Below are 20,952 nucleotides of genomic sequence, written 5' to 3' on the forward strand. Positions count from 1 at the left end.
GTCAAGTGGTGGATAGGCTCTATATATCTTGTTGAAATGTAACCACTTTTAGATCAAAGCGAGCCGTGAAGGCCTTATCCATCTGCTTCTAGGCAGGCTAGCTCGCAGCAGGTCAGATGGCTGTCATCATCTCGACTTCGTTAATGCTCCTGCCCCTCGGTAAGAATTCATATACTTTTACCAGGGAGAATGCCTATAGAAGCGAACTGGCTGCAGGTAAGGAAAGGGCGAAGCGGTATGGAAATCGATCTGCGAGTCCTTGAACTGGCTGCTTCGAAAATCTGCCATGACCTGATCAGCCCGATCGGCGCTGTGAATAACGGTCTGGAGCTGATGGAAGAGGAACAGGACCACGCTTTGCAGGCGGAAGCCCTGGCCTTGGCCCAGCGTAGCGCCCGACGTGCAAGCATCTTGCTCCAGCTTTATCGCAGCCTGTTCGGCAATGCGGGAAATCAGACAAGTTTCGGTCCGCGAGAAGCGGTGCAAATGGCCTTCGAATCTTTGCAGGGTGGCAAAGTTGCCCTGGAGGCCGATTTGGCCGGCGCCAGTCCCGTTCTGCCGGAAGGCTATGGAAAACTCATATTGGCGGCGGTGGTGGTTGCCGCCGATACTTTGCCGCGCGGCGGGACGGTCCTCTTGCGCCTGCTGCCGGGACAGTCGGCGCCCAACCTGCTCCTGACCAGCACTGGCGCCCAGATCGCTGCCCATGACGAGATCCTGCAAGCACTTCATTTGCGCAGCCTGGTGGAGGAACTCTCCGCCCACACCGTTCTGCCGTATTTCACGGCCTTCCTAGCGCGCCGCCTGGGCCTTGTCTGCCATGCCGAAACTCCGCAGATTGGCCAGTTCACGCTATCAATTTCTGCGTGAGATGCGGCGGCCTTCACGCCGCCCGCTACCACATAGGTTCACGTTAAATTAATCCTTTTTTGTAACCCTGGCCAAACTCAGCCGGAGGTCCGCAGAAGGCATGCCGGCTATCGTAAGCCGATAACGGGATCCTTTTGCCATGGATGATCTGCTCAGCGAATTTTTGACCGAAACCTTTGAGAACCTTGCGGTTCTGGACGTCGAGTTGGTCAAGCTCGAGCAAAACCCTAACGACATGGAATTACTGAGTAATATCTTTCGCCTGGTACATACGGTGAAGGGTACGTGCGGCTTCCTCGGCTTGCCGCGGCTGGAATCAGTCGCGCATGCAGGCGAGAATGTGCTCGGCAAGGTGCGCGACGGCGAGTTGGAAGTCACCCCGGAAGCCGTGTCGCTGATCCTGGAATGCCTGGACCGGATCCGCTCCATCATGGGCGATCTGGAAGCAACTGGCAGCGAACCTCAAGGTGACGATAGCGGTCTGATCAAGCGGCTCAACGCCTTTGCTGATGGCGCATCGGCCGCGCCTGCTGCCGTTCCGGCTCCGGCCGCTCCGCCGGCTCCGGTTGCGACACCGGCAACGCCGGCCGGTGGTGCGGTTGTCTCCTTGCAATCGCTGCGTCCAGGCAAGACCAGTGAAGCCAGCATTTACGAACAGATCGGCGGCATGGGCACGATCGATGCGATGGTCGAGGTCCTGTTCAACCGCGTCATGGGCGACTTGCGGCTGAAAAAATTCTTCGACACCATCAATATCGATCATCTTCAGGGGCGTACCCGCGATTATGTCGCGAAGATCGCCGGCGGTCCCGATGGCTTCAACGAAACCGATCTCAAGGCGGCGCATGCCCGTCTCTGCGCCATGGGTTTCAATGACGCGCAATTCGACGCTTTCGCCGGCCATATCCAGGCCGCACTGAACACATTGGAAGTCCCGGCGACCATCTCGGCCATGATCATGGGCATGGTCTTCTCGACCCGCGATGAGGTTGTCGGCCGCGTTGCCCCCAGCGAAGGAATCACGTCGCTGCACCAAACGCCTGCAGCCCTAGCCGCTCCAGTCGAGCCGGTAGCGATTAACCCGGTCGCTGAATTGCAGCAGCTCGTCGAATCGGTGAAGACCGATGCGAAGACGGATAAACAAGCAAAGCCGGCAGGGGAAGGCGGGGACAACAAGGATTCCGCGGTGGCCAACCAGACCATCCGCGTCAATGTCGACCTCCTGGAAAACCTGATGACCATGGTCAGCGAGTTAGTGCTGACCCGCAACCAGGTCCTGCAGATCCTGCGCAAGCACAAGGACAGCGAGTTCGCTGCGCCGCTGCAGCGCTTGAACCACGTGACATCGGAATTGCAGGAAGGCGTCATGAAAACGCGTATGCAGCCGATCGGCAATGCCTGGTCGAAGCTGCCGCGTCTCATTCGCGATCTCAGCCACGAACTGAAGAAAAAGGTCGATCTGGTCATGATCGGCCAGGAAACCGAACTGGACCGGCAGGTCCTTGAGATGATCAAGGATCCGCTGACCCATATGGTGCGTAATTCCGCCGATCACGGTCTTGAAACGCCGGAAGAGCGGCGCCGCGCCGGCAAGCCGGAAACCGGCAAGGTTACGCTGAACGCCTATCATGAAGGCGGCCATATCATCATTGAAATCAGCGATGACGGTCGGGGCCTTTCCCTGGCGAAGATCAAAGCCAAGGCGGTGCAGAACGGTCTGGCCTCGGAAGCCGAGCTGGAATCGATGACGGATCAGCAGATCCAGCAGTTCATCTTCAAGCCCGGTTTCTCGACCGCCGCCAAGGTCACCAGCGTGTCCGGCCGTGGCGTCGGCATGGATGTGGTGAAGACCAATATCGAGAAGATCGGCGGCACCGTCGAGATGCGCTCGACGGAAGGCAAGGGCACGACCTTTATCATCAAGATTCCCCTGACCCTGGCCATCGTTTCGGCCTTGATCGTCGAATGCAGCGGCGAGCGTTTCGCTATCCCCCAGATCAGCGTCGTCGAACTGGTACGCGCGACCAGCAGTGGCGAGTTGAAAGTGGAGAAGATCAAGGATACGCCGGTCTTGCGCTTGCGCAACCGGCTGCTGCCGCTGGTCTCTTTGCGCGAACTTCTGCGGCTCGACGACAGCGAGGCGAAGGCCGATGAAGATACCTTCATCGTCGTCACCCAGGTTGGCACTTACAGCTTCGGCATCATGGTCGACCGCGTCTTCGATACCGAAGAAATTGTCGTCAAGCCGGTCGCGCCGATCCTGCGTGATATCGAGATGTTCTCGGGCAACACCATCCTCGGCGATGGCAGCGTCATCATGATCCTCGATCCCAACGGCATCGCCGCTCATAGCGGCCAGATGGGTATGGGCGATAGCACCTCGGCGGAAAGCATGTCCAAGCGCGCTCGCAGCGTCAGCGAGGAAGTGGTACCGCTGCTGCTCTTCAAGGCTGGAGATGGCGCGCCGAAGGCGGTGCCGCTGGCCCTGGTTGCCCGGTTGGAAGAACTGGACCGCGCCACCATCGAAAATTCCAACGGCCGCTGGGTCGTCCAGTATCGCGGCCAGTTGATGCCGCTGGTGGCGATGGATGCCTATCAGGAAATCTCTACCGAGCCCGGCCGCCAGCCTGTGCTGGTCTTCTCAGATCGCGAACACAGCATGGGCCTGATGGTCGACAATATCGTCGATATCGTCGAAGCCCGGCTCAATGTCGAACTCAGCGCAGCGACGCCGGGCCGGATCGGCAGCGCAGTGATTGCCGGCCATGCGACGGAAATCATCGACACCGGCTATTATCTGTCGCAGGCCTTCGGTGATTGGTTCGGCTCACGTGAAGAAGATACTGCCGGCCGGGGGCGCCGCCTGCTGCTGGTGGATGACAGCGCCTTCTTCCGCCATCTCCTGGCGCCGCAGCTCTCGGCCGCTGGCTTCCAGGTAACGTCGGTCGACAGTCCCGACCGGGCTTTGGCGCTCTGCGAGCAGGGAGAGACCTTCGATATCATCGTCAGCGATATCGAAATGCCGGGCATGACCGGTTTTGAGTTCTGCGAGACGGTGAAGAAGGCCGGTCCGTGGCAGGGAACGCCGATCATCGCCTTGTCGTCTCATGCCAATCCGAAGGAAGTCGCAAAGGGGCGTCAGGCCGGCTTCGACGACTATGTCGCCAAATATGACCGCGACGGCCTGGTGCATACATTGAATGAAACTTTGTCTGAGATCAGAGGTGCCGCATGAGCATTTCCAGTGGAAGCGGCAAAGCCGACGATCAGTCGGATACGCTGGCGATCGGCTCAAGCGATTATCGCGACTACGTAACCATGTCGATTGCCGATCAGCTTTTCGGCATTCCCGTCCTCAAAGTGCAGGATGTCCTGGGGCAACAGACGATCACGCGCGTGCCGCTGGCGCCACCCGAAGTTGCCGGATCGCTCAATCTGCGTGGCCGGATCGTGACAGCCATCGATGTGCGTCTGCGCTTGGGGCTCGAACGGCGGGAAAACGCCAAGGCGTCGATGTCGGTTGTGGTTGAGCATGACGGCGAGCTTTACAGCCTGCTGGTCGATTCGGTCGGCGAGGTGCTCAGTCTCAACGTCAAGGATTACCAGCGCAATCCGCCAACACTGAATCCGCGCCTGCGTGAATTCTCGGATGGTATCTATCGCTTGAACGGCTCCCTGCTGGTCGTTCTCAGCGTTGCCTCGTTGCTGAATTTCAGCGGCCGGGTCGATGCGGCTTGAGTAACGATGGCAACAGAAATACTGCCTGCATGATCGTTTTAAACGATCAACAAGAAACACAGTGGGTGGAGCGCTGAGATGAAGTCGTGCTTGGTGGTGGATGACTCCAAAGTCGTGCGCATGGTCGCGCGCAAAATACTCGAAGGGCTGAATTTCCAGATCCAGGAGGCAGAAAATGGCAAAACGGCCATGGATTTCTGCCAGCAGAAAATGCCGGATGCTATCTTGCTTGACTGGAACATGCCGGTCATGAGCGGGATTGAATTTTTGCGGCATCTGCGCAAGATGTCCGGCGGGCAAATGCCGATCGTCGTCTTCTGTACAACCGAAAACGACATTCAGCATATACAAGAGGCGATCGGGGCGGGGGCCAACGAATACATCATGAAACCCTTTGACAGCGAAATCATCGAATCCAAGTTCAGCCAAGTCGGCCTGATATGATTGCGCGCTGAGCTAGGCGGATTGATGGCACTCGGTCAAACTGCAATGAGAACGCCGGCGACACCTGCGGGTGGCCCCGTGAAGGTCATGGTCGTCGACGATTCCATGGTCATCCGCGGCTTGTTGACCCGTGCGCTGGAAGCTGATGCCGGTATCAAGGTCGTGGCAAGTGCCGGCAACGGCAAAGTTGCGCTGGACACGCTTGCGAAGACGGATATCGATGTCATCGTCCTCGATATCGAGATGCCGATCATGGATGGCATGACGGCATTGCCGCAATTGATCGCCGCCAAGCCCTATGTCCAGATCATCATGGCTTCGACGCTGACCCTCAAAGGGGCGTCGATCAGCATGAAAGCCCTGTCGATGGGGGCGGCGGACTACGTGCCGAAGCCGACCTCCACCAGCGAAATTCACGGGGCTGAAGATTTCAAGAGCGAGCTGATTTCCAAGGTGAAGAGCTGGGGCGCTGTGTCGCGCCGTCGCCGTGGTCCGGCAGGATCGGCTGCAGGGGCAACCGCGCCGTCCGCAAATGGCGCGGCATCGGCAGCATCACCGCGCAAGCTTTACACCCAAGCCGAGATCAAACTGCGTCCGGCCGGAATCGGGAAACCGGAATGCCTGGTGATCGGCAGCTCGACGGGCGGGCCCCAGGCCCTGTTTAAGGTCTTCCAGATGTTGGGCGGCGTGCCGAACCTGCCGGTTTTCGTGACACAACATATGCCGGCGACCTTTACCACCATCCTGGCGGAACATTTGGCGGGCGCCAGCCGCATGCCGGCTGCGGAAGCCAAGGACGGCGAGCCGGTGACTAGCGGCCGGATCTATGTCGCGCCTGGCGATTTCCATATGACGGTCGCCGTCGAGAGCAATCGCAAGATTCTGCGCATCAACAAGAACCCCCCTGAGAATTTCTGCCGTCCGGCCGTGGACCCCATGCTGCGATCGATCGCCAAGGTTTATGGCGGCAAAGTGCTTTTCGTGATGCTGACGGGAATGGGGCAGGATGGCCTCAAGGGGGCTCGGGAATTGACTGATGCCGGCGGCACGGTGATTGCCCAGGATGAGGGGACCAGCGTCGTTTGGGGGATGCCAGGTGCCGTTGCAACCGCGGGCCTCTGCAGTGCCGTTCTGCCGCTTTCGGATATCGCCCCCTGCATCCGGAAGTTCATCTCGGGGACGGGCATATGACCGTGACGGATTTCGAGTTCATCTGCCAGATCCTTCGCGAGCGCTCAGGCTTGGTCCTGACGAGCGACAAGGCATATTTGCTGGAAAGCCGGCTGTTGCCGGTTGCTCGCAAGTGGAAATTGGCCAGCTTCGACGAATTGGTGAAGTCGATCCGATTGCGTCCGGACGAAAATATGATCCGGGATGTCGTGGAAGCCATGACCACCAATGAATCCTTCTTCTTCCGCGACACCAAACCCTTCGATCAGTTCAAGCAGTTGATCCTGCCGGCTCTGTTGAAGAACCGGGCGGCGAGCAAGACGATTCGTATCTGGAGCGCGGCCTGCTCAAGCGGCCAGGAAGCCTATTCCTTGGCGATGATCCTGTCCGAGGCGGGTCATCAACTGGACGGCTGGAAGATCGAAATCATCGGCACCGACCTGTCGACTGAAATTCTTTCCCGGGCCAGGGAAGGGATGTATTCGCAATTCGAGGTACAGCGCGGCCTGCCGATCACCCTGCTGGTGAAATACTTCCAGCAGATCGGCGATCGCTGGCAGATCAGCCAGAAAATCCGCAATGCGGTTCAGTATCGCGAATTCAATCTGCTCAACGATCCGGCGGGCCTCGGCCGCTTCGATGTGGTCTTCTGCCGCAACGTGCTGATCTATTTCGATCAGCCGACGAAGACCAAAGTATTGAACGGAATTGCCAAGCAGATGCCAGCGGATGGCTATCTGATTTTAGGTGGTGCAGAGACCGTTCTCGGTCTGACCGAACGTTTCCAGCTCGTACCAGGGCAGCGCGGCATCTATTGCATTGCCGGCAGCGAGACCAAACCAGACTCCGCAGCGTTACGGCCACCTATGCCGGCCGGTGGATCGGTGCTCGGTGTAGGCAATGCCGGCATGGCGGGGGTGACGGCGCCGGCGAAAGCACCGCTCGGCACGACGCCACCGCTCGGCTCAACGAAAACGCAGCTCGGTTCGACAACCGCGCCGAAACCGCCTCTGCCGGGCTTCACGACGGCTCGCAAGCTTTAGTATCTATATACTCAAGGAAATACCCTAGTCCGGCGGTGAGCCCGACTAGGGTACCTGGAATGAGATAAATGGCTCGGCTGGTTTATCAGCCGCCAATATCAGCCGGCTGAGCCGTCCGCCGTCTTCTTGACTGGACCGATCCGGCCTTCATCGGGATCGCGCAGCACATAGCCGCGTCCCCAGACCGTCTCGATATAGTTTTCGCCACCGGTCGCCTGTGTGAGCTTCTTGCGCAATTTGCAGACGAAGACGTCGATAATCTTCAATTCCGGTTCATCCATTCCACCATACAGGTGGTTGAGGAACATTTCCTTGGTCAGGGTCGTACCCTTGCGCAGGGACAACAGTTCCAGGATACCGTATTCCTTGCCGGTCAAATGCAACGGCTGATTTTCTACCTCAACTGTCCGCGTATCGAGATTGACCATCAACTTGCCGGTCTGGATCACCGAATCTGAATGCCCCTTCGAGCGGCGGACAATCGCTTGGATACGTGCCAGCAATTCGCGACGATCGAATGGCTTGGTCAGATAGTCGTCGGCGCCGAAGCCGAGACCTTTGATCTTGCTGTCCAGCTCGCTGAGCCCAGACAGGATCAAAATCGGCGTGTTCACCCGCGCAGAGCGCAGCCGCCGCAGGACCTCATAGCCATCGATGTCCGGTAACATCAAATCGAGAATGATGATGTCGTAATCGTAGAGTTTCCCGATTTCGAGACCATCTTCGCCCAGATCAGTCGAATCGACGATGTATCCTTCTGATTTGAGAATCAGCTCGATACTCTGGGCGGTGTTCGAATCATCTTCAACGAGTAAGACCCGCATAACGTCACCCCAGCCCCTCACAACTGTCGCCATGGACAGTCGGTCTAATGTTAACCATTAAACCGCTGTTCTGTAAAGCCGAGACCATCCTCTCCTGATAGTTGTCATCCTGGTTATTGTTGAAACCAGGAATTTATACGTTTTCTGCCCCCTTCGCATACCGGCGGTTGCAGCGCTGTTAAGAAAATTTCAGTGTTAACCGCGAGTTAACATGCATCCGCTAGCTTGTAACCTATACTGCGCAACGACAAGCATCCTTGGGAGAAATGGTGCAAGCTGCATTTCTCGATCCAATCCTACGGGAAATTGACAGGATCCCCGAACATCAAATTTATGGCCGCGTTGCCGCTGTTTTGGGCATGCTGGTGGAAATTGCCGGCATCGAGAACAGCCTGACCATCGGCGCGCGCTGCGCGCTGGTTGACCGCGCCAATCGCCGCGTTGGCTGCGAAATCGTCGGCTTCCGCAATGGCCGCGCCTTGGCCATGGCCTATGGCTCGCTGGAAGGCGTGGGGCTGGGCAGCAAAGCGCTCATCGTCGACACCGATCCGGTGGTGAGGCCAACCAATGACTGGCTGGGCCGCGTCGTGAATGCCTTTGGCGAACCGATCGACGGCAAGGGGCCATTGCCCAGCGGCTCTATTGCTTGCCGCATCCGCGCCAATCCGCCGCCGGCTCATGCACGCGCCCGGGTCGAGGGGAAGATCGATCTCGGCGTCCGCTCGCTCAATACCTTCGCCTCCTGCTGCAAGGGGCAGCGCATGGGTATCTTTGCGGCTTCCGGCGTCGGCAAATCCGTTCTGCTGTCGATGATGGCGCGCTACGCTTCGCTTGAGGTAAATGTCATCGGCCTGATCGGCGAGCGCGGTCGCGAGGTGCAGGAATTCGTGGTCGATGAATTGGGCGAGGAGGGGCTGGCTCGCAGCATCGTGGTCGTGGCGACCTCCGATGAATCGCCTCTGATGCGGCGCCAGGCAGCGCAGATGACGCTGACCTTGGCCGAGTTCTTCCGCGATCAGGGCCATGACGTTCTCTGCATGATGGATAGCGTGACGCGGTTCGCCATGGCGATGCGCGAGATTGGTCTCAGCGCGGGCGAGCCGCCGGCCAGTAAAGGCTATACGCCATCGACCTTCGCCGAGCTGCCGCGCCTGCTCGAACGGGCAGGACCCGGTATTCACGGATCGGGTTCAATCACCGGTCTGTTTACCGTGCTGGTGGAAGGCGATGATCACAACGAACCGGTCGCCGACGCGGTACGCGGTATTCTCGACGGTCATATCGTTCTGGAACGGTCCATTGGCGAACGCGGCCGCTACCCGGCGGTCAATATTCTCCGGTCGCTGTCACGAACCATGCCGGGCTGCAATACGCCGCCGCAGAATGCCCTGATACGGCAGGCGCGCCTGCATATGTCAGTTTATGAAGACATGGCCGAGCTGATCCGGCTGGGCGCCTATCGTCGTGGCACCGATCCTGCGGTGGACGAGGCGATCAGACTTTATCCATCGATCGAAGCCTTCCTCTCGCAGCAGCGAGGCGAGCGGACCGATTTGGAAACCGGCTATCACCAACTCGCCGAAATCCTTGGCATGCCTTATGCCAGCGAGGCAGGCGAGATGCCGCCTGAAATTGATCCGAACGAGACTACTGCATGAGTGGTCTCGACCAGCTTCTCCGATTGCAGAAATGGACACTCGATGAAAAGCGCCGCCAGGCGCTCGATCTCGAGACGCTGATCGACAAGCTGAAGAATGATATCATTCAACTGGACCAGGAAGTCGCACGCGAAATTGCAACCGCGCAGGAATCCATAGATTTGCAGCGCGGCTTACCGGCTTATCGCAAAATGATGCAGCAACGGCGAGAGCGCATCGAAACCTCCATCGCCAATCTGCAGGTGGAATTGCAGCGGTTACAGGACGAGATCGCCGAAGCCTTTGGTGAACTGAAAAAGACCGAACAGGCGATCCAAAATCGCAAGCAGCGTCAGCAGATGCAGGAGCGCCGGCGCGAGCAGATCGTCAGCGACGAACTCGGCATCGATTTGCACCGCCGCCGCAAGTCGCAGGAAAGCTAAGCCGATCTCACGCCACGACACCAGGTGGGACCTGGGCGACATCTTCCAGGGGAGAGACAGGGAAGCGGGACGCGGTTTGGAAGCTGAGTTCTCCGGCATAATTGCCGATCTCCCGCGCCTGTGCAAAGAGACCGCTGATTTCCCGCCGTGCCGTTTCCGGCAGATCACGATGGCTGCGTACCATGAGATCGAAGCGTCCTTTGCCGATGAGGCCGTCTAATTGGCAAGAGCCGAGGCGGGTAAAATTCACCTCTACGACGAAGCGCGTGCCGTTATCTTCCTTGTCCTCGTCGTTCTTCCCGCGGCGCGGCCGGCGATAGAACAGGTTGATCTGCTGCAACTGTCCATCATCCCAAAGCGGCAGGAAGAAGCACCGCCAATCCTGCGCATTACTGCCTTGGGCCAGGAGCGAGGCCTGCTGGAATTCGTCCCGCAACTTGCGCAAGGCATCGGTCCGGTTACCGACGGCCTTCAATGTCTCGCCGAGCGATCCGAACATTTTCTCGAAATTGCCGGCCCGGAAGGCATCCATGGCGGTGGCGAGATCCGCCCCGAGACGCGGCCCCGGCTGTGCGAGATTCAGTGAGGCGGCGATGTCCGGCAAAGCTTTGCCGATGCCGCCTTCATCCTCGCCGGCTGGCTGCAGCAGCATCAGGAGTTCAGCCAGCGATGGCCAGCCGCGGGCCAGATTGAAAGCGGTCAGTTGCGGCGTCATCGCCGGCTGGGCCATCGCCAAAGCAGGCGAGCTGTCGACCATTTCCAGCGCCATCAAAATTTTCGCACCGGTCGGCAAGGTCATTTTCTGATGCAGGACCAGATCGCCCACCGGGGTATGGATAACGGGACGGCCGCTTGGCGTGTGGCCGACGATCTGGCCGAGGATGGCAGATTTTCCACTCGCTCCCATTGCCGGCAAGTCCAGTGTCTCGCCTGGATGATTTTGAATGCCGAGCACTTGGAGCTTGACCTCGGTGCCGGAGGCCAAGGAAGTGTCGAAGGCGAGGGCGGTGCCCGGCGATTGCTCGACTACCTGACTGCCGGTCGCCTGGCCCGCCGCCTGGCTCAGCGTTCCCGTCAGCAGGTTGATCGCTGCTTGCGTTGGCGTTCCGCGGGCGGGGGACGTCCCAGCAGCCGCACTCAGCAGACCGGAATTCATAAGTCCGGTATTGACCATGCCCGCACCGGATTGTGCAGTTGCGACTTGTCCCGTGGGTGTTCCGGCTTGTACCGGCCGCACGGTCTGCGGCTGAAGGCCACTGCTGTTCAGTATCGACAGTGAGCTCGGTGTGAGCGATGAAGTCATTGGCGCACCTGTGGTCAACGATGCCGTAACGCTGCCCGTTGTGACGATAGTTGTGGTCGTGTTCGGTCCGGATGGAGTTCCTGGTCGCGGCGTCATACCGGTTTCTAGTTCCAAAGCGCCATCCCCGAAGAACAAGGCTTCAAGCTTGTCACGGATTTCCGGAATCAGCGACGGACCGGGCAGTGTCGTCAGCACCGGTGATGAGATCGTGGTCGAATTCGAAGGCCAGCTTGTTGACGGCGCGGGCAGCGTGACGACTGGCCTGCTCATGCTGTCAGGGAGGCTCTCTTCCGTATCGATCAGGCTGAGCAGGTCTTTCGGCAGAGCCTGAACCACAACGGCCGTCAGGGTCGAGCCGGCAACCACCACAATCGGCCGGGGAGGGTTGGCTTCGACTGTGGCAGGGGCAGCGCCGCTTCCAGCGCTCGTTGCAACAGGAACATTGCCATCCGCGCCGCTAAGCTGCGACAGAGCTGGCTGCTGCGCGCCCTGTCCCGGCTGAGACCGGGGAGGCGGATCGCCTTGGGCGGGGGACGGTGGCTGAGGCGACTGCGGCACGGATGCCGGCGATACGGGCGGTTGCCCTGATGCATCGGCGGCAAGCACCACGACCTGCAACCGATCGCCGACCGCGCGAACCTCCAAGGTCACCTGGCTGCCCGGCTGCAAATTCGCGTTGGTGGCGACGGATAGCAGCCCTTGATCGGTCTTGATGGCTAGAAGGCCATCCTTGTCGCGGCCTTGGACCGTGCCGCGCAATATCGTGCCGTTATCCAGATTGGCGAAATTTCGCGGCGGGTCAGGAACGGTCGCCGTAATGGCGGTGGAAGTGGTAGCGCTGACCGTGCTCGGTAATCGGGGCGCGGTGATGTTGAAATCACTCACGGCGACCCGATTACGAAGAGGCGTTGGCCAGCCGCCGGGCCAGGATTTCTACGTCGTTGCCAGCATGGCTGCCAGGATGCCGGATCAGCAGCGGCATTTGGGCACGGATCGAATCCTTCACCTTGCTGTCCCGCTGAATGACCGCGAGCAATTCCGGCCGCGCTTGCAGGAAGCTCTCGCAAGCCTTGGCCAGCGTCTCATAGGTCCGCATACCGTCCTCGCGGCTGGCGGCCATATTGACCACGACACCGATTCTGGAATGCGCGCCTTGCTGACGCATCAGCTTGATGAAGGCATAAGCGTCGGTCAGCGCAGTGGGTTCATCCGTGGTGACGATGATGCTGCGGCCGGATTGCGTGGCCAGATAGCGGACCGGTCGATCGATACCGGCACCAAGATCGATGACGACGTGATCATAAGTCCTGCCGAGGGAGGAGATACCCGAACTCAGATTCAACAGCCGGTGGGTGGGCATATTGGCCAGGGTTTGCGAGCCGGACCGGCCGGCGACGATATCGAAACCGCCATCAGGATAGGAGGTAATGGCGCGTTCCAAGGGCCATTGCTGCTCCAGAACCTGGCCGAGATCCACATGCGGCGTGATGCCAAGCTGGATATCGATGTTGGCAAGGCCAAGATCGCCGTCCAGTAGCACCACCTTGCGCCCAAGATTGGCCAGCGCATGCGTCAGCGTGATCGACAGCCAAGTTTTGCCCACTCCGCCCTTGCCCGAAGCTACTGCAATGGCATTGTGGATAATTTCCGTTTCTCCAGCCGGATGCGATCCCGCCTGGCTGCTTGCCAGCGGACGTAAAGCGGTCGGTTGCGGCCCGTTACTCATCCTGTCACCGTCAGATCGGTTATGCGGGCAGCCGGTTCGCCAGCATCACCCTTGTATTCTGGAAGCAGCAAACGTGCCAATCCTTCCGGCCCCACTATTTGCAGCCCATCGCCAATACCGGGCGCCACCCCCATTTCGGCTAAGGCCAGTTTGCCAGCATCGGCCGCCGCAAGGATACCACCATAACGCCGTGCTGTATCCAAGCGTGTCGGGATTAGTCGGCTGGCGCCAATCCCGGCGTACAAGGCGGCCAGTTCGGCGGCTTCGGAGATATCGCTGCCGGCGGCATGAACCACCACCACCTCGGCATCGATCGCAGTCGCGAGCTGCCGCAACTGTTCGAGATCGTTGGAAATCAGCGGATTGCTGCCGACCGTATCGATCAGGACCATGCCTTTTGTCTGGGCAATTTCCTGTTGGGTTCTCGCTTGTTCCACGGCCCGCTGCAGGGCGACTGCGGTCCGGGCGCGAAAGGCTTGGATTTGCAAAGCTTTACTATAGGTCGCGAGCTGTTCTACGGCACCGGCCTTGAGCAAATCGCAGGTGATGGCGGTGACCGGCCAGTCCCGCGACCGAGCGCAAGCGGCCAATTTTGCCAGGGTCGAGGTTTTCCCGGCGCCCGGTAGGCCGACTAGCATGACGGGCCGAGCCGGGGGCCGTTCGGTCAGAGGCATCTGGGCGAAGCGTGTCCGCAGGGCGCCGCCCAAGGCCTGGGCCGGATCGCTCAGGAGGAAGTCCTCCGCGCTGGCGAGCAAGCGCTCGGCCAAAGGCGGCGGTACGCGATGGAAGTCCAGCGCCTGGGCGATTGCATCCATCGGATCGACCGATGCCGCCGGGGTTTCAGCCTGGAACTGGCCGAGAATGGCTTGATGATCCACGCCGACGATCAGCTTTACAGCCTTGCCAACCTGCTCGGTCGCCAGGATGACGACATCTGGACCTAGTTCTTCCTTGGCGAGGCGAAGGGCCTCGGCGGCAGACGGGGCGGAGAAACTGCGTAGACGCATCGCTCAGCTCACCTCAGATTTGGCCCAATGTACGGATCTTTGCTTTCGCATGGATCTCGTTTTGCGACATGACGGTGGTGAGGGGGCGGAAGCGCTCGACGATCGATCTCACATAGGGTCGGACACCGGGGCTGGTCAGCAGGACCGGATTTTCGCCCATCAAGGTGAAGCGCTCAAAGGTTTGACGCACCGTCTGGATGAATTGCTGCAACTGGGTCGGGGCCATGACCAACTGCTTGTCCTCGCTTTCGCCATGCAAGGCATTGGCAAAGGCCTGTTCCCATTCGGGTGAAAGGCTGATGAGCGGGATGATACCGCTGGGATCGGTCGCATTATCGCTGATCTGGCGGGCGAGCCGGGCGCGGACATGTTCGGTAATCGAAGTGATATTGCGGGAGTAGCCGCAGGCTTCGGAAATGCCTTCGAGAATACTTGGTAAATCGCGTACCGAAACCCGCTCCGACAGCAGGCTTTGCAGCACCCGCTGGATACCGCCGACGGAAATTTGCGATGGGACCAAGTCGGCGATCAGCTTCTGATTTTCCTTCGGCAACTCATCCAGCAGCTTCTGCGTCTCGGCATGGGACAGAAGCTCGGCCATGTTGTCCTTGATGATCTCGGTCAGATGCGTGGTGATCACCGTCGAGGGATCGACCACGGTATAGCCGCGGAACAAAGCTTCCTCCCGCGCACCGGCATCGACCCACATGGCTGGCAGTCCAAAGGTTGGTTCAGTTGTTTCTTCGCCGGGCATATTGATGCGGTCGCCACGAGGATCCATCACCAGCACCATATTAGGGCGAAGGTCGCCGCGTCCAGCCTCGATCTCCTTGATCCGGACGATATAGGAGTTGGCGTTGATCTGCAGATTGTCCTGGATACGGACGGCCGGCAGGATATAGCCCATTTCCATTGCCAATTGCCGGCGCAGGCCTTTGATCTGATCGGTCAGGCGGTGACCGTGATCGGTATTGATCAAACCAAGCAGGCCATAGCCCAGCTCGACGCGGATGGAATCGATTTGCAGGGCCGTGGTGATCGGCTCTTCCATGACCGGCGCGGCGGCGGCCTGCTCGCTCTTCTGCGTAGCAGCCGCCACGACGGCCTGTTTATGCTGCCTGGTGACCATATAGGCAATGCCACCGGTCAGCAGGGCTAGGAACAGAAACGGGATTTTCGGGATGCCGGGCAGCAAGGCCATGACCGTCATGAGGAATGCGGCCATCCCCAGCGCGGCTGGATAACCGGAGAGCTGTTTGAACAGCGCCTTGTCAGTCGAACCGGAGATGCCTGCCTTGGTCACCAGCATACCGGCGCCGACGGAAACGATCAAAGCGGGGATCTGCGAGACCAGACCGTCGCCGACCGTCAGCAGGGTATAGGATTTAGCCGCATCGGACATGCTCAGGCCCTGCTGGGCCACGCCAATGATCATGCCGCCGATCACGTTGATGAAGGTAATGATCAGGCCGGCGATGGCGTCGCCGCGCACGAACTTAGCGGCACCGTCCATGGAGCCGAAGAAGTTGCTTTCGTCTTCCAAGGTCTTACGGCGTAGCCGCGCTTCGGCTTCATCGATCAAGCCCGCAGACAGATCGGCGTCGACCGCCATCTGCTTGCCCGGCATGGCGTCCAAGCTGAAGCGGGCGGAGACTTCGGCGATACGGCCGGAACCCTTGGTGATGACGACGAAATTCACCAGGACCAGGATGGCGAAGACGATAATGCCGATGACATAGTTGCCGCCCATGATGAAGCCGCCGAAGGCCTCAATCACATGACCGGCCGCCGCCGTGCCCTCATGCCCATGCGTCAGGATCAGGCGGGTAGAGGCTAGGTTGAGGGATAGGCGCAGCATGGTGACGATCAGCAGGATCGTCGGGAACGTGCTGAGATCGAGTGGCTTCTCGATGAACAGCACCACCATCAGGATCAGCACCGACAAGGTCATCGACAGCGCCAAAGCGATATCGAGCATCCATGCCGGCATCGGGATGATGAGGACGGTCAGGACGCAAACCAGACCGAGGGCAAGGGCGATCTCGCCGCGTCTTAAAAGCTTGCCGGCACCGCGCAGGCGCCCCATGAAATCAGCGCCGCCAATGCCTCCTGCCGCTCCGTCCGGAGCGCCACCAGCACCGCTATTCGCCGTTTCCGCCATGCTCTTATCCGCCGACCTTAATCAAGAAGACCATATGCCGAAATTGCGACAGTTATAGCGCCACGTGATCGGCTTCACCGGCCGGCGGAACAGCGAAGCCTTCCTCGTTGTACTGCTTCAGCTTGTTGCGCAAGGTTCGAATCGAAATACCGAGAATGTTTGCCGCATGAGTGCGGTTACCCAGGCAATGCTGCAAAGTATCGATGATGAGATCGCGTTCGACTGCGGCGACGGTCTTGCCGACCAGGCTGGCTGGTCCCGCAGCGCTTGCACCGGCTGCACTGACGCCGGCGGGTACGCTCTTGCCGGCCTGCGCCGCGAGAGCTGCCGCTTGGGTACCGGGCTGCAGGGCAGAAACCGGGATGCCGCGGCCGCCAGTCAGCAAGATAGCCTCAGGTTCCAGGATATCGCTTTGGCTCAGCAGGACAGCGCGATGCATGGTGTTTTCAAGCTCACGCACATTGCCGCGCCATTCGTGGGACCGCAGAATATCCATTACTTCCGGGGCGATCGATTTGATTACCACGCCGTTGGCTTCGGCATATTTCTTCACGAAATGCTCGGCCAAGGCGGCGATGTCGCCGGGACGTGTGCGCAGGGGCGGCAGCTCCAGCGCCATGACGTTCAGGCGGAAATAAAGGTCCTCGCGGAAGGTTCCCTTGTTGACCTCGTCCTGCATGTCGCGGTTTGAAGTGGCGACCAGGCGGATATCAACCCTGACAGGCTGTGAGCCGCCGACGCGGTCGATCACGCGCTCCTGGATCGCGCGCAGCAGCTTCGCCTGCAGCCGAGGGTGCATCTCGCTGATTTCATCCAGCAGCAGCGTGCCACCATTAGCTTCCTCGAACTTGCCGATGCGGCGGGCAACGGCGCCGGTGAACGCGCCTTTCTCGTGGCCGAACAGTTCGGATTCCAGCAGGTTTTCCGGAATAGCGGCACAATTGACGGAGATGAAGTTCTTGCCGGCACGCTTCGAATGGCTGTGGATATAGCGGGCCATGACTTCCTTACCGGTGCCGGATTCGCCGGTGATCAGGATGCTGGCGTCGGAGGGCGCGACCTGATCCGCCAGGCGGAGCACCGCCTTCATATTCGGATCATTGAAGATGAAGGCCGAGCTTTCTTCGGCGACGGCGGCCAGGACGGCAGCGATTAGTTCTGCATCGGGGGGCAGGGGCACGTATTCTTTTGCACCCGCCTTGATGGCGCGAACAGCGGTTTCGGTGCTGGTACCGATGCCACAGGCAACGACCGGCAGATTGATGCGCTCCCGCTTCAGGCTGTCGATCATGCGGCCGATATCGAGATCGACGTCGAACATCACCAGATCGGCGCCCTGGCCATTGCGCAAGGCGGTCATAGCCTGATCGACGTCGTCGACATGGGCCACTTTGGCGCCGCGCGACAAAGCGATCTTACCGGCGGCGCTGATATGCCCGTTCAATGATCCGACGATGAGCAATCGCATGAAACTCTCCTAGTCAACATCCGGTGTCTTGCATCCGGTCTGCGGCGATCCGCAGAAAGTCTTGTCAGTTGAAGTATTTGATCTGCTGGTGCGCAGGCAACAACGTATTCAGTAACATCTCCAGCCGTCGCGGATTTTCCTGCCGGCCGATCGATTGCACGCCCAGGACACAGATCTGATGCAATAACAGGGCGCCACTGGCATTGCGCTCCAATTTGCTCGCCAAGGGCAGGAAAACCACATTGGCCAGAACCGCGCCATAGAATGTCGCGATCAGGGCAACCGCCATGGCGGGACCGATGCGTTCAGGATTGTTCAGGCTGCTGAGCATCTGAACCAGACCGATCAAGGTGCCGATCAGGCCCATGGCCGGTGCGATCTCGGCGGCGCGGCGCAGCATGCTGACGGCGCGCTGGTAGTCCTGGGCAGCAGCGTGGACTTCGAATGTCAGGTTGCGCTCGACTTCGTCGACGGGCACCCCATCGACCAGCATCGACATAGCGCGCTGCAGGAAGGGATCGCCGCGCAGGCCATAAATCTCGCCCTGCAATTGCAGCAGGCCGCGCCGGCGCGTCCGCTCCGCGAGCTGCAACAGGCGGATGCTGGTCTGGTTTGGATCACGCGTCTGGCGCCACAGAATCTGCGCGATGATGGGGAGGGCAAGCCGTAGTTCGCTTCCGCTATAGGACATGGCGGTAATCGCCAAGGTCCCGATGATCACCATCAGGATCGACGGAAGATCCAGGAAGGCCATGCCGGTGCCACCGAGATAGATCGCTACGGCAATCAGCGCCAGGGCACAGCCTAGCCCGAACACCGTCGACCGCTCCAGGCTCAGGCCCTGCGGTTCTATCCGCACCGGCATGTCGCTATAGCGGGTAAAATTCTGCTGTTCGTTGCCGGTTGTATCAGCCATCTGCCTGGTTCCGTCCGGTGACAATGCCGCTTAGCTGCGGTCGGCCTTGATGATTTCCGTCATAGTCACGCCCAGGCGATCCTCGACGACGACGACTTCGCCGCGGGCGACCAGGCGATTATTGACGTAGATATCGACCGCTTCGCCAACCTTGCGGTCCAGCTCGACCACCGCGCCACGACCAAGCTTCAGCAATTGGCTGACCTGCATCGAGGTCTTGCCGAGGACGGCTGAAACCTGAACCGGAATGTCGTAAACAGCATCCAGGTCCTTGGCATTAGCGGGGGTGCGCGACCCGTCATTTCCGGTATCGGCCGGCGGCAAGTCGGCCGGGCCGTCGAATTCGGCGAGTTCCAGATTATCGTCTTCAGCCATTTCGCTCTCCTTCGCCGGCCAGCTGGGCCGATACGTCCAAACGCTGTTAAATTACTTACACCAGTGTCTGATCCGAGGAGGACGATGCCTCGCCGGCCATGAGACAGCGCTCCAGCGCAGCCTCTATATCCTGGCGGATGCGATTGCAATCGCGTTCCAAACCACCATCCGCCCATTCGATGCGGCAATCGCTGCCGCCCAGATTTTCGTCGCCGATCAGCACGATGCGTCCGTCGAAGCCACGCGAAGCGGCGACCTGCGCCACGCGCTCGTTCATGCTGTCGAGTAGCGCTGCCGGAACATAGGCTACCAGGCGCGGTTCATTCTTCAATTGCTCCAGGCAGCCCGCCAGCACCGCCTCGATCTCGTCCAAGCCACGCTTCGCCGCCAGCGCCGGATGCAGCTTGCGGATGATCGCCATGGCAAGTTCGACGGCGGCCGTCGTCGTTTCTACCGGCGCTTCGGTCGCTGCCCGTACGGCCGCGTCCAATTGATTCGATATCGCCGAAAGGGCTGCTGCGATCTGTGCTTCCAGCCGCTTTTGCCCTTCGGCAAGGCCGCGTCGATGTCCTTCTTGCTCACCGTGACGTCTCGCCTCCGCCGTAGCCGCGGCCAGTTCCTCCTCGCTGAAGGTCGGCGCGGCCGGTACCGGCTCCGGTTCGGGCTCGGGTTCCGGCTTGGCGATGACCGGCGCCGCCTTTGCCTTGGCGGGCGGCAGCGGGTCATCGAAGCTGTTTTCGAACAAGAATTTCTTCGCCACGGTCATCTTCCGTACCGGTATCCGTCCGACTCTAGTAAATCAACTCGTCTTCGCCCTTCTTATCGGAAAGGACGATTTCGCCTTTGGCGGCCAGTTCTTTGGCGATGACGACCATGGCCATCTGCGCCTCTTCCACTTCGCGCAGCCGCACCGGTCCCATTGCCGCCATGTCTTCGCGCAGCATCTTGCTGGCGCGTTCCGACATATTGGAGAGGAAAAGGTCGCGCACACCTTCCGACGCACCTTTCAATGCCAAAGGCAGCTTGTCCTTTTCGACACTGCGCAGAAGTGTCTGAACGCCGCCCGGATCCAGCTTGCCGAGATCGTCGAAGGTGAACATGAGGGCCTTGACCTTCTCGGCGGAATCGCGGTTACGCTCTTCCAGGGAGGTCATGAAGCGCGCTTCGGTCGCGCGGTCGAGGTTATTGAAGATCTCGGCGATCATTTCATGCGCATCGCGCCGCGTCGACCGGGCGAGGTTGCTCATGAATTCGTTGCGCAGGGTGCGTTCGACGTCGTCCAGAACATCCTTCTGCACGGCCTCCATGCGCAGCATGCGCATGATCACTTCCATGGCAAAGGCTTCCGGCAACAGGCCCAGCACACGCGAAGCGTGATCGGCCTTTACCTTGGACAAGACGACGGCGACCGTCTGGGGGTATTCGTTCTTCAGATAGTTCGCCAGCACCGCTTCATTGACGTTGCCAAGCTTATCCCACATCGTGCGACCGGCCGGGCCGCGAATTTCATCCATGATGCTGTCGACTTTTGATTTGTCGAGCACCTTGAGGAGCAGGCGTTCCGTCGATTCATAGGTACCGGTCAAAGAGCCGGTGGACGAAATCTGGTCGGCGAATTCGACGAAGAGGCGTTCGACGACCGTTGCGCTTACCGTGCCGAGGTTGGCCATGGTTTGCGAGATTTCGCGGATCTCGTCGTCATGCATCAAGCCGAACAGCTTGGAAGCATTTTCTTCTCCCACCGACATCAGCAGCAGGGCCGCCTTTTGGGAGCCGGTCAAGCTTCTATAATCGTCTTTGATCCGCATCTTTTTACCGTTTATTCGT

The 20,952-nt window shown here is 59.7% G+C and carries 17 protein-coding genes and 1 pseudogene; 8 read left to right on the forward strand and 10 right to left on the reverse strand.

Annotated elements, in window-relative coordinates; translation table 11 throughout:
• Positions 1–237: 237 nt before the first annotated feature.
• The 6 genes and pseudogenes from SMD27_RS07200 to SMD27_RS07225 form a co-directional block, all read left to right on the forward strand.
• Positions 238–870 (forward strand): histidine phosphotransferase family protein, encoded by a 633-nt coding sequence (locus SMD27_RS07200; RefSeq protein WP_320507694.1) that lies wholly within the window; start codon positions 238–240, stop codon positions 868–870.
• A gap of 139 nt (positions 871–1,009) precedes the next feature.
• Positions 1,010–4,105 carry a hybrid sensor histidine kinase/response regulator gene (locus SMD27_RS07205; protein ID WP_320507695.1) on the forward strand — a complete coding sequence of 1,032 codons (3,096 nt, stop codon included), beginning with the start codon at positions 1,010–1,012 and terminating at the stop codon, positions 4,103–4,105.
• On the forward strand, positions 4,102–4,608 hold the full coding sequence (locus tag SMD27_RS07210) for a chemotaxis protein CheW (protein WP_379990287.1): 507 nt from the start codon (positions 4,102–4,104) through the stop codon (positions 4,606–4,608). The genes SMD27_RS07205 and SMD27_RS07210 overlap by 4 nt, the downstream gene beginning before the upstream one ends.
• 78 nt (positions 4,609–4,686) lie before the next feature.
• Positions 4,687–5,052, forward strand: a complete 366-nt coding sequence (locus tag SMD27_RS07215; protein WP_320507696.1) for a response regulator — start codon at positions 4,687–4,689, stop codon at positions 5,050–5,052.
• Positions 5,053–5,076: 24 nt separating this feature from the next.
• Positions 5,077–6,243 (forward strand): protein-glutamate methylesterase/protein-glutamine glutaminase, encoded by a 1,167-nt coding sequence (locus SMD27_RS07220; RefSeq protein ID WP_320507697.1) that lies wholly within the window; start codon positions 5,077–5,079, stop codon positions 6,241–6,243.
• Positions 6,240–7,043, forward strand: a pseudogene (locus tag SMD27_RS07225) (CheR family methyltransferase); the annotation flags it as partial. The gene SMD27_RS07220 and the pseudogene SMD27_RS07225, both read left to right, overlap by 4 nt.
• Positions 7,044–7,363: 320 nt before the next feature.
• Here SMD27_RS07225 and ctrA read toward each other — a convergent pair.
• Entirely contained in the window at positions 7,364–8,089 is a 726-nt protein-coding gene (gene ctrA / locus SMD27_RS07230; protein ID WP_320507698.1) for a response regulator transcription factor CtrA, read from the reverse strand.
• Between the two features lie 266 nt (positions 8,090–8,355).
• Here ctrA and fliI point away from each other — a divergent pair, with 266 nt between their 5' ends.
• Both fliI and SMD27_RS07240 read left to right on the forward strand, forming a co-directional pair.
• Positions 8,356–9,747, forward strand: coding sequence for a flagellar protein export ATPase FliI (fliI, locus tag SMD27_RS07235; protein ID WP_320507699.1), 1,392 nt, complete (start codon positions 8,356–8,358; stop codon positions 9,745–9,747).
• Positions 9,744–10,169: a hypothetical protein gene (locus SMD27_RS07240; RefSeq protein ID WP_320507700.1), complete on the forward strand. Its 426-nt coding sequence runs from the start codon at positions 9,744–9,746 to the stop codon at positions 10,167–10,169. The genes fliI and SMD27_RS07240 overlap by 4 nt, the downstream gene beginning before the upstream one ends.
• A gap of 7 nt (positions 10,170–10,176) precedes the next feature.
• Here SMD27_RS07240 and SMD27_RS07245 read toward each other — a convergent pair whose 3' ends face one another.
• The 9 genes from SMD27_RS07245 to fliG form a co-directional block, all read right to left on the reverse strand.
• Positions 10,177–12,357: a hypothetical protein gene (locus SMD27_RS07245; RefSeq protein WP_320507701.1), complete on the reverse strand. Its 2,181-nt coding sequence runs from the start codon at positions 12,355–12,357 to the stop codon at positions 10,177–10,179.
• Positions 12,358–12,367: 10 nt separating this feature from the next.
• Positions 12,368–13,198: a MinD/ParA family protein gene (locus tag SMD27_RS07250; protein WP_320507702.1), complete on the reverse strand. Its 831-nt coding sequence runs from the start codon at positions 13,196–13,198 to the stop codon at positions 12,368–12,370.
• Positions 13,195–14,205, reverse strand: a complete 1,011-nt coding sequence (locus tag SMD27_RS07255; RefSeq protein ID WP_320507703.1) for a flagellar biosynthesis protein FlhF — start codon at positions 14,203–14,205, stop codon at positions 13,195–13,197. Before SMD27_RS07255 ends, SMD27_RS07250 begins: the two co-directional genes overlap by 4 nt.
• 13 nt (positions 14,206–14,218) lie before the next feature.
• Positions 14,219–16,366: a flagellar biosynthesis protein FlhA gene (gene flhA, locus SMD27_RS07260; RefSeq protein ID WP_320507704.1), complete on the reverse strand. Its 2,148-nt coding sequence runs from the start codon at positions 16,364–16,366 to the stop codon at positions 14,219–14,221.
• A 52-nt stretch (positions 16,367–16,418) separates the two neighbouring features.
• Complete coding sequence (gene flbD, locus SMD27_RS07265) at positions 16,419–17,834, reverse strand: sigma-54-dependent transcriptional regulator FlbD (RefSeq protein WP_320507705.1); 1,416 nt, start codon at positions 17,832–17,834, stop codon at positions 16,419–16,421.
• Between the two features lie 64 nt (positions 17,835–17,898).
• Positions 17,899–18,750: a motility protein A gene (locus tag SMD27_RS07270; RefSeq protein WP_320507706.1), complete on the reverse strand. Its 852-nt coding sequence runs from the start codon at positions 18,748–18,750 to the stop codon at positions 17,899–17,901.
• Between the two features lie 30 nt (positions 18,751–18,780).
• Positions 18,781–19,125: a flagellar motor switch protein FliN gene (gene fliN, locus SMD27_RS07275; protein WP_320507707.1), complete on the reverse strand. Its 345-nt coding sequence runs from the start codon at positions 19,123–19,125 to the stop codon at positions 18,781–18,783.
• Positions 19,126–19,180: 55 nt separating this feature from the next.
• A complete protein-coding gene (locus SMD27_RS07280) occupies positions 19,181–19,885 on the reverse strand; it encodes a FliH/SctL family protein (RefSeq protein WP_320507708.1) in 705 nt (234 codons plus the stop codon).
• A 31-nt stretch (positions 19,886–19,916) separates the two neighbouring features.
• Positions 19,917–20,933: a flagellar motor switch protein FliG gene (gene fliG, locus SMD27_RS07285; protein WP_320507709.1), complete on the reverse strand. Its 1,017-nt coding sequence runs from the start codon at positions 20,931–20,933 to the stop codon at positions 19,917–19,919.
• Positions 20,934–20,952: the final 19 nt, after the last annotated feature.

Source organism: Dongia soli (genome assembly GCF_034044715.1).
Classification (GTDB): Bacteria; Pseudomonadota; Alphaproteobacteria; order Dongiales; family Dongiaceae; genus Dongia_B; species Dongia_B soli.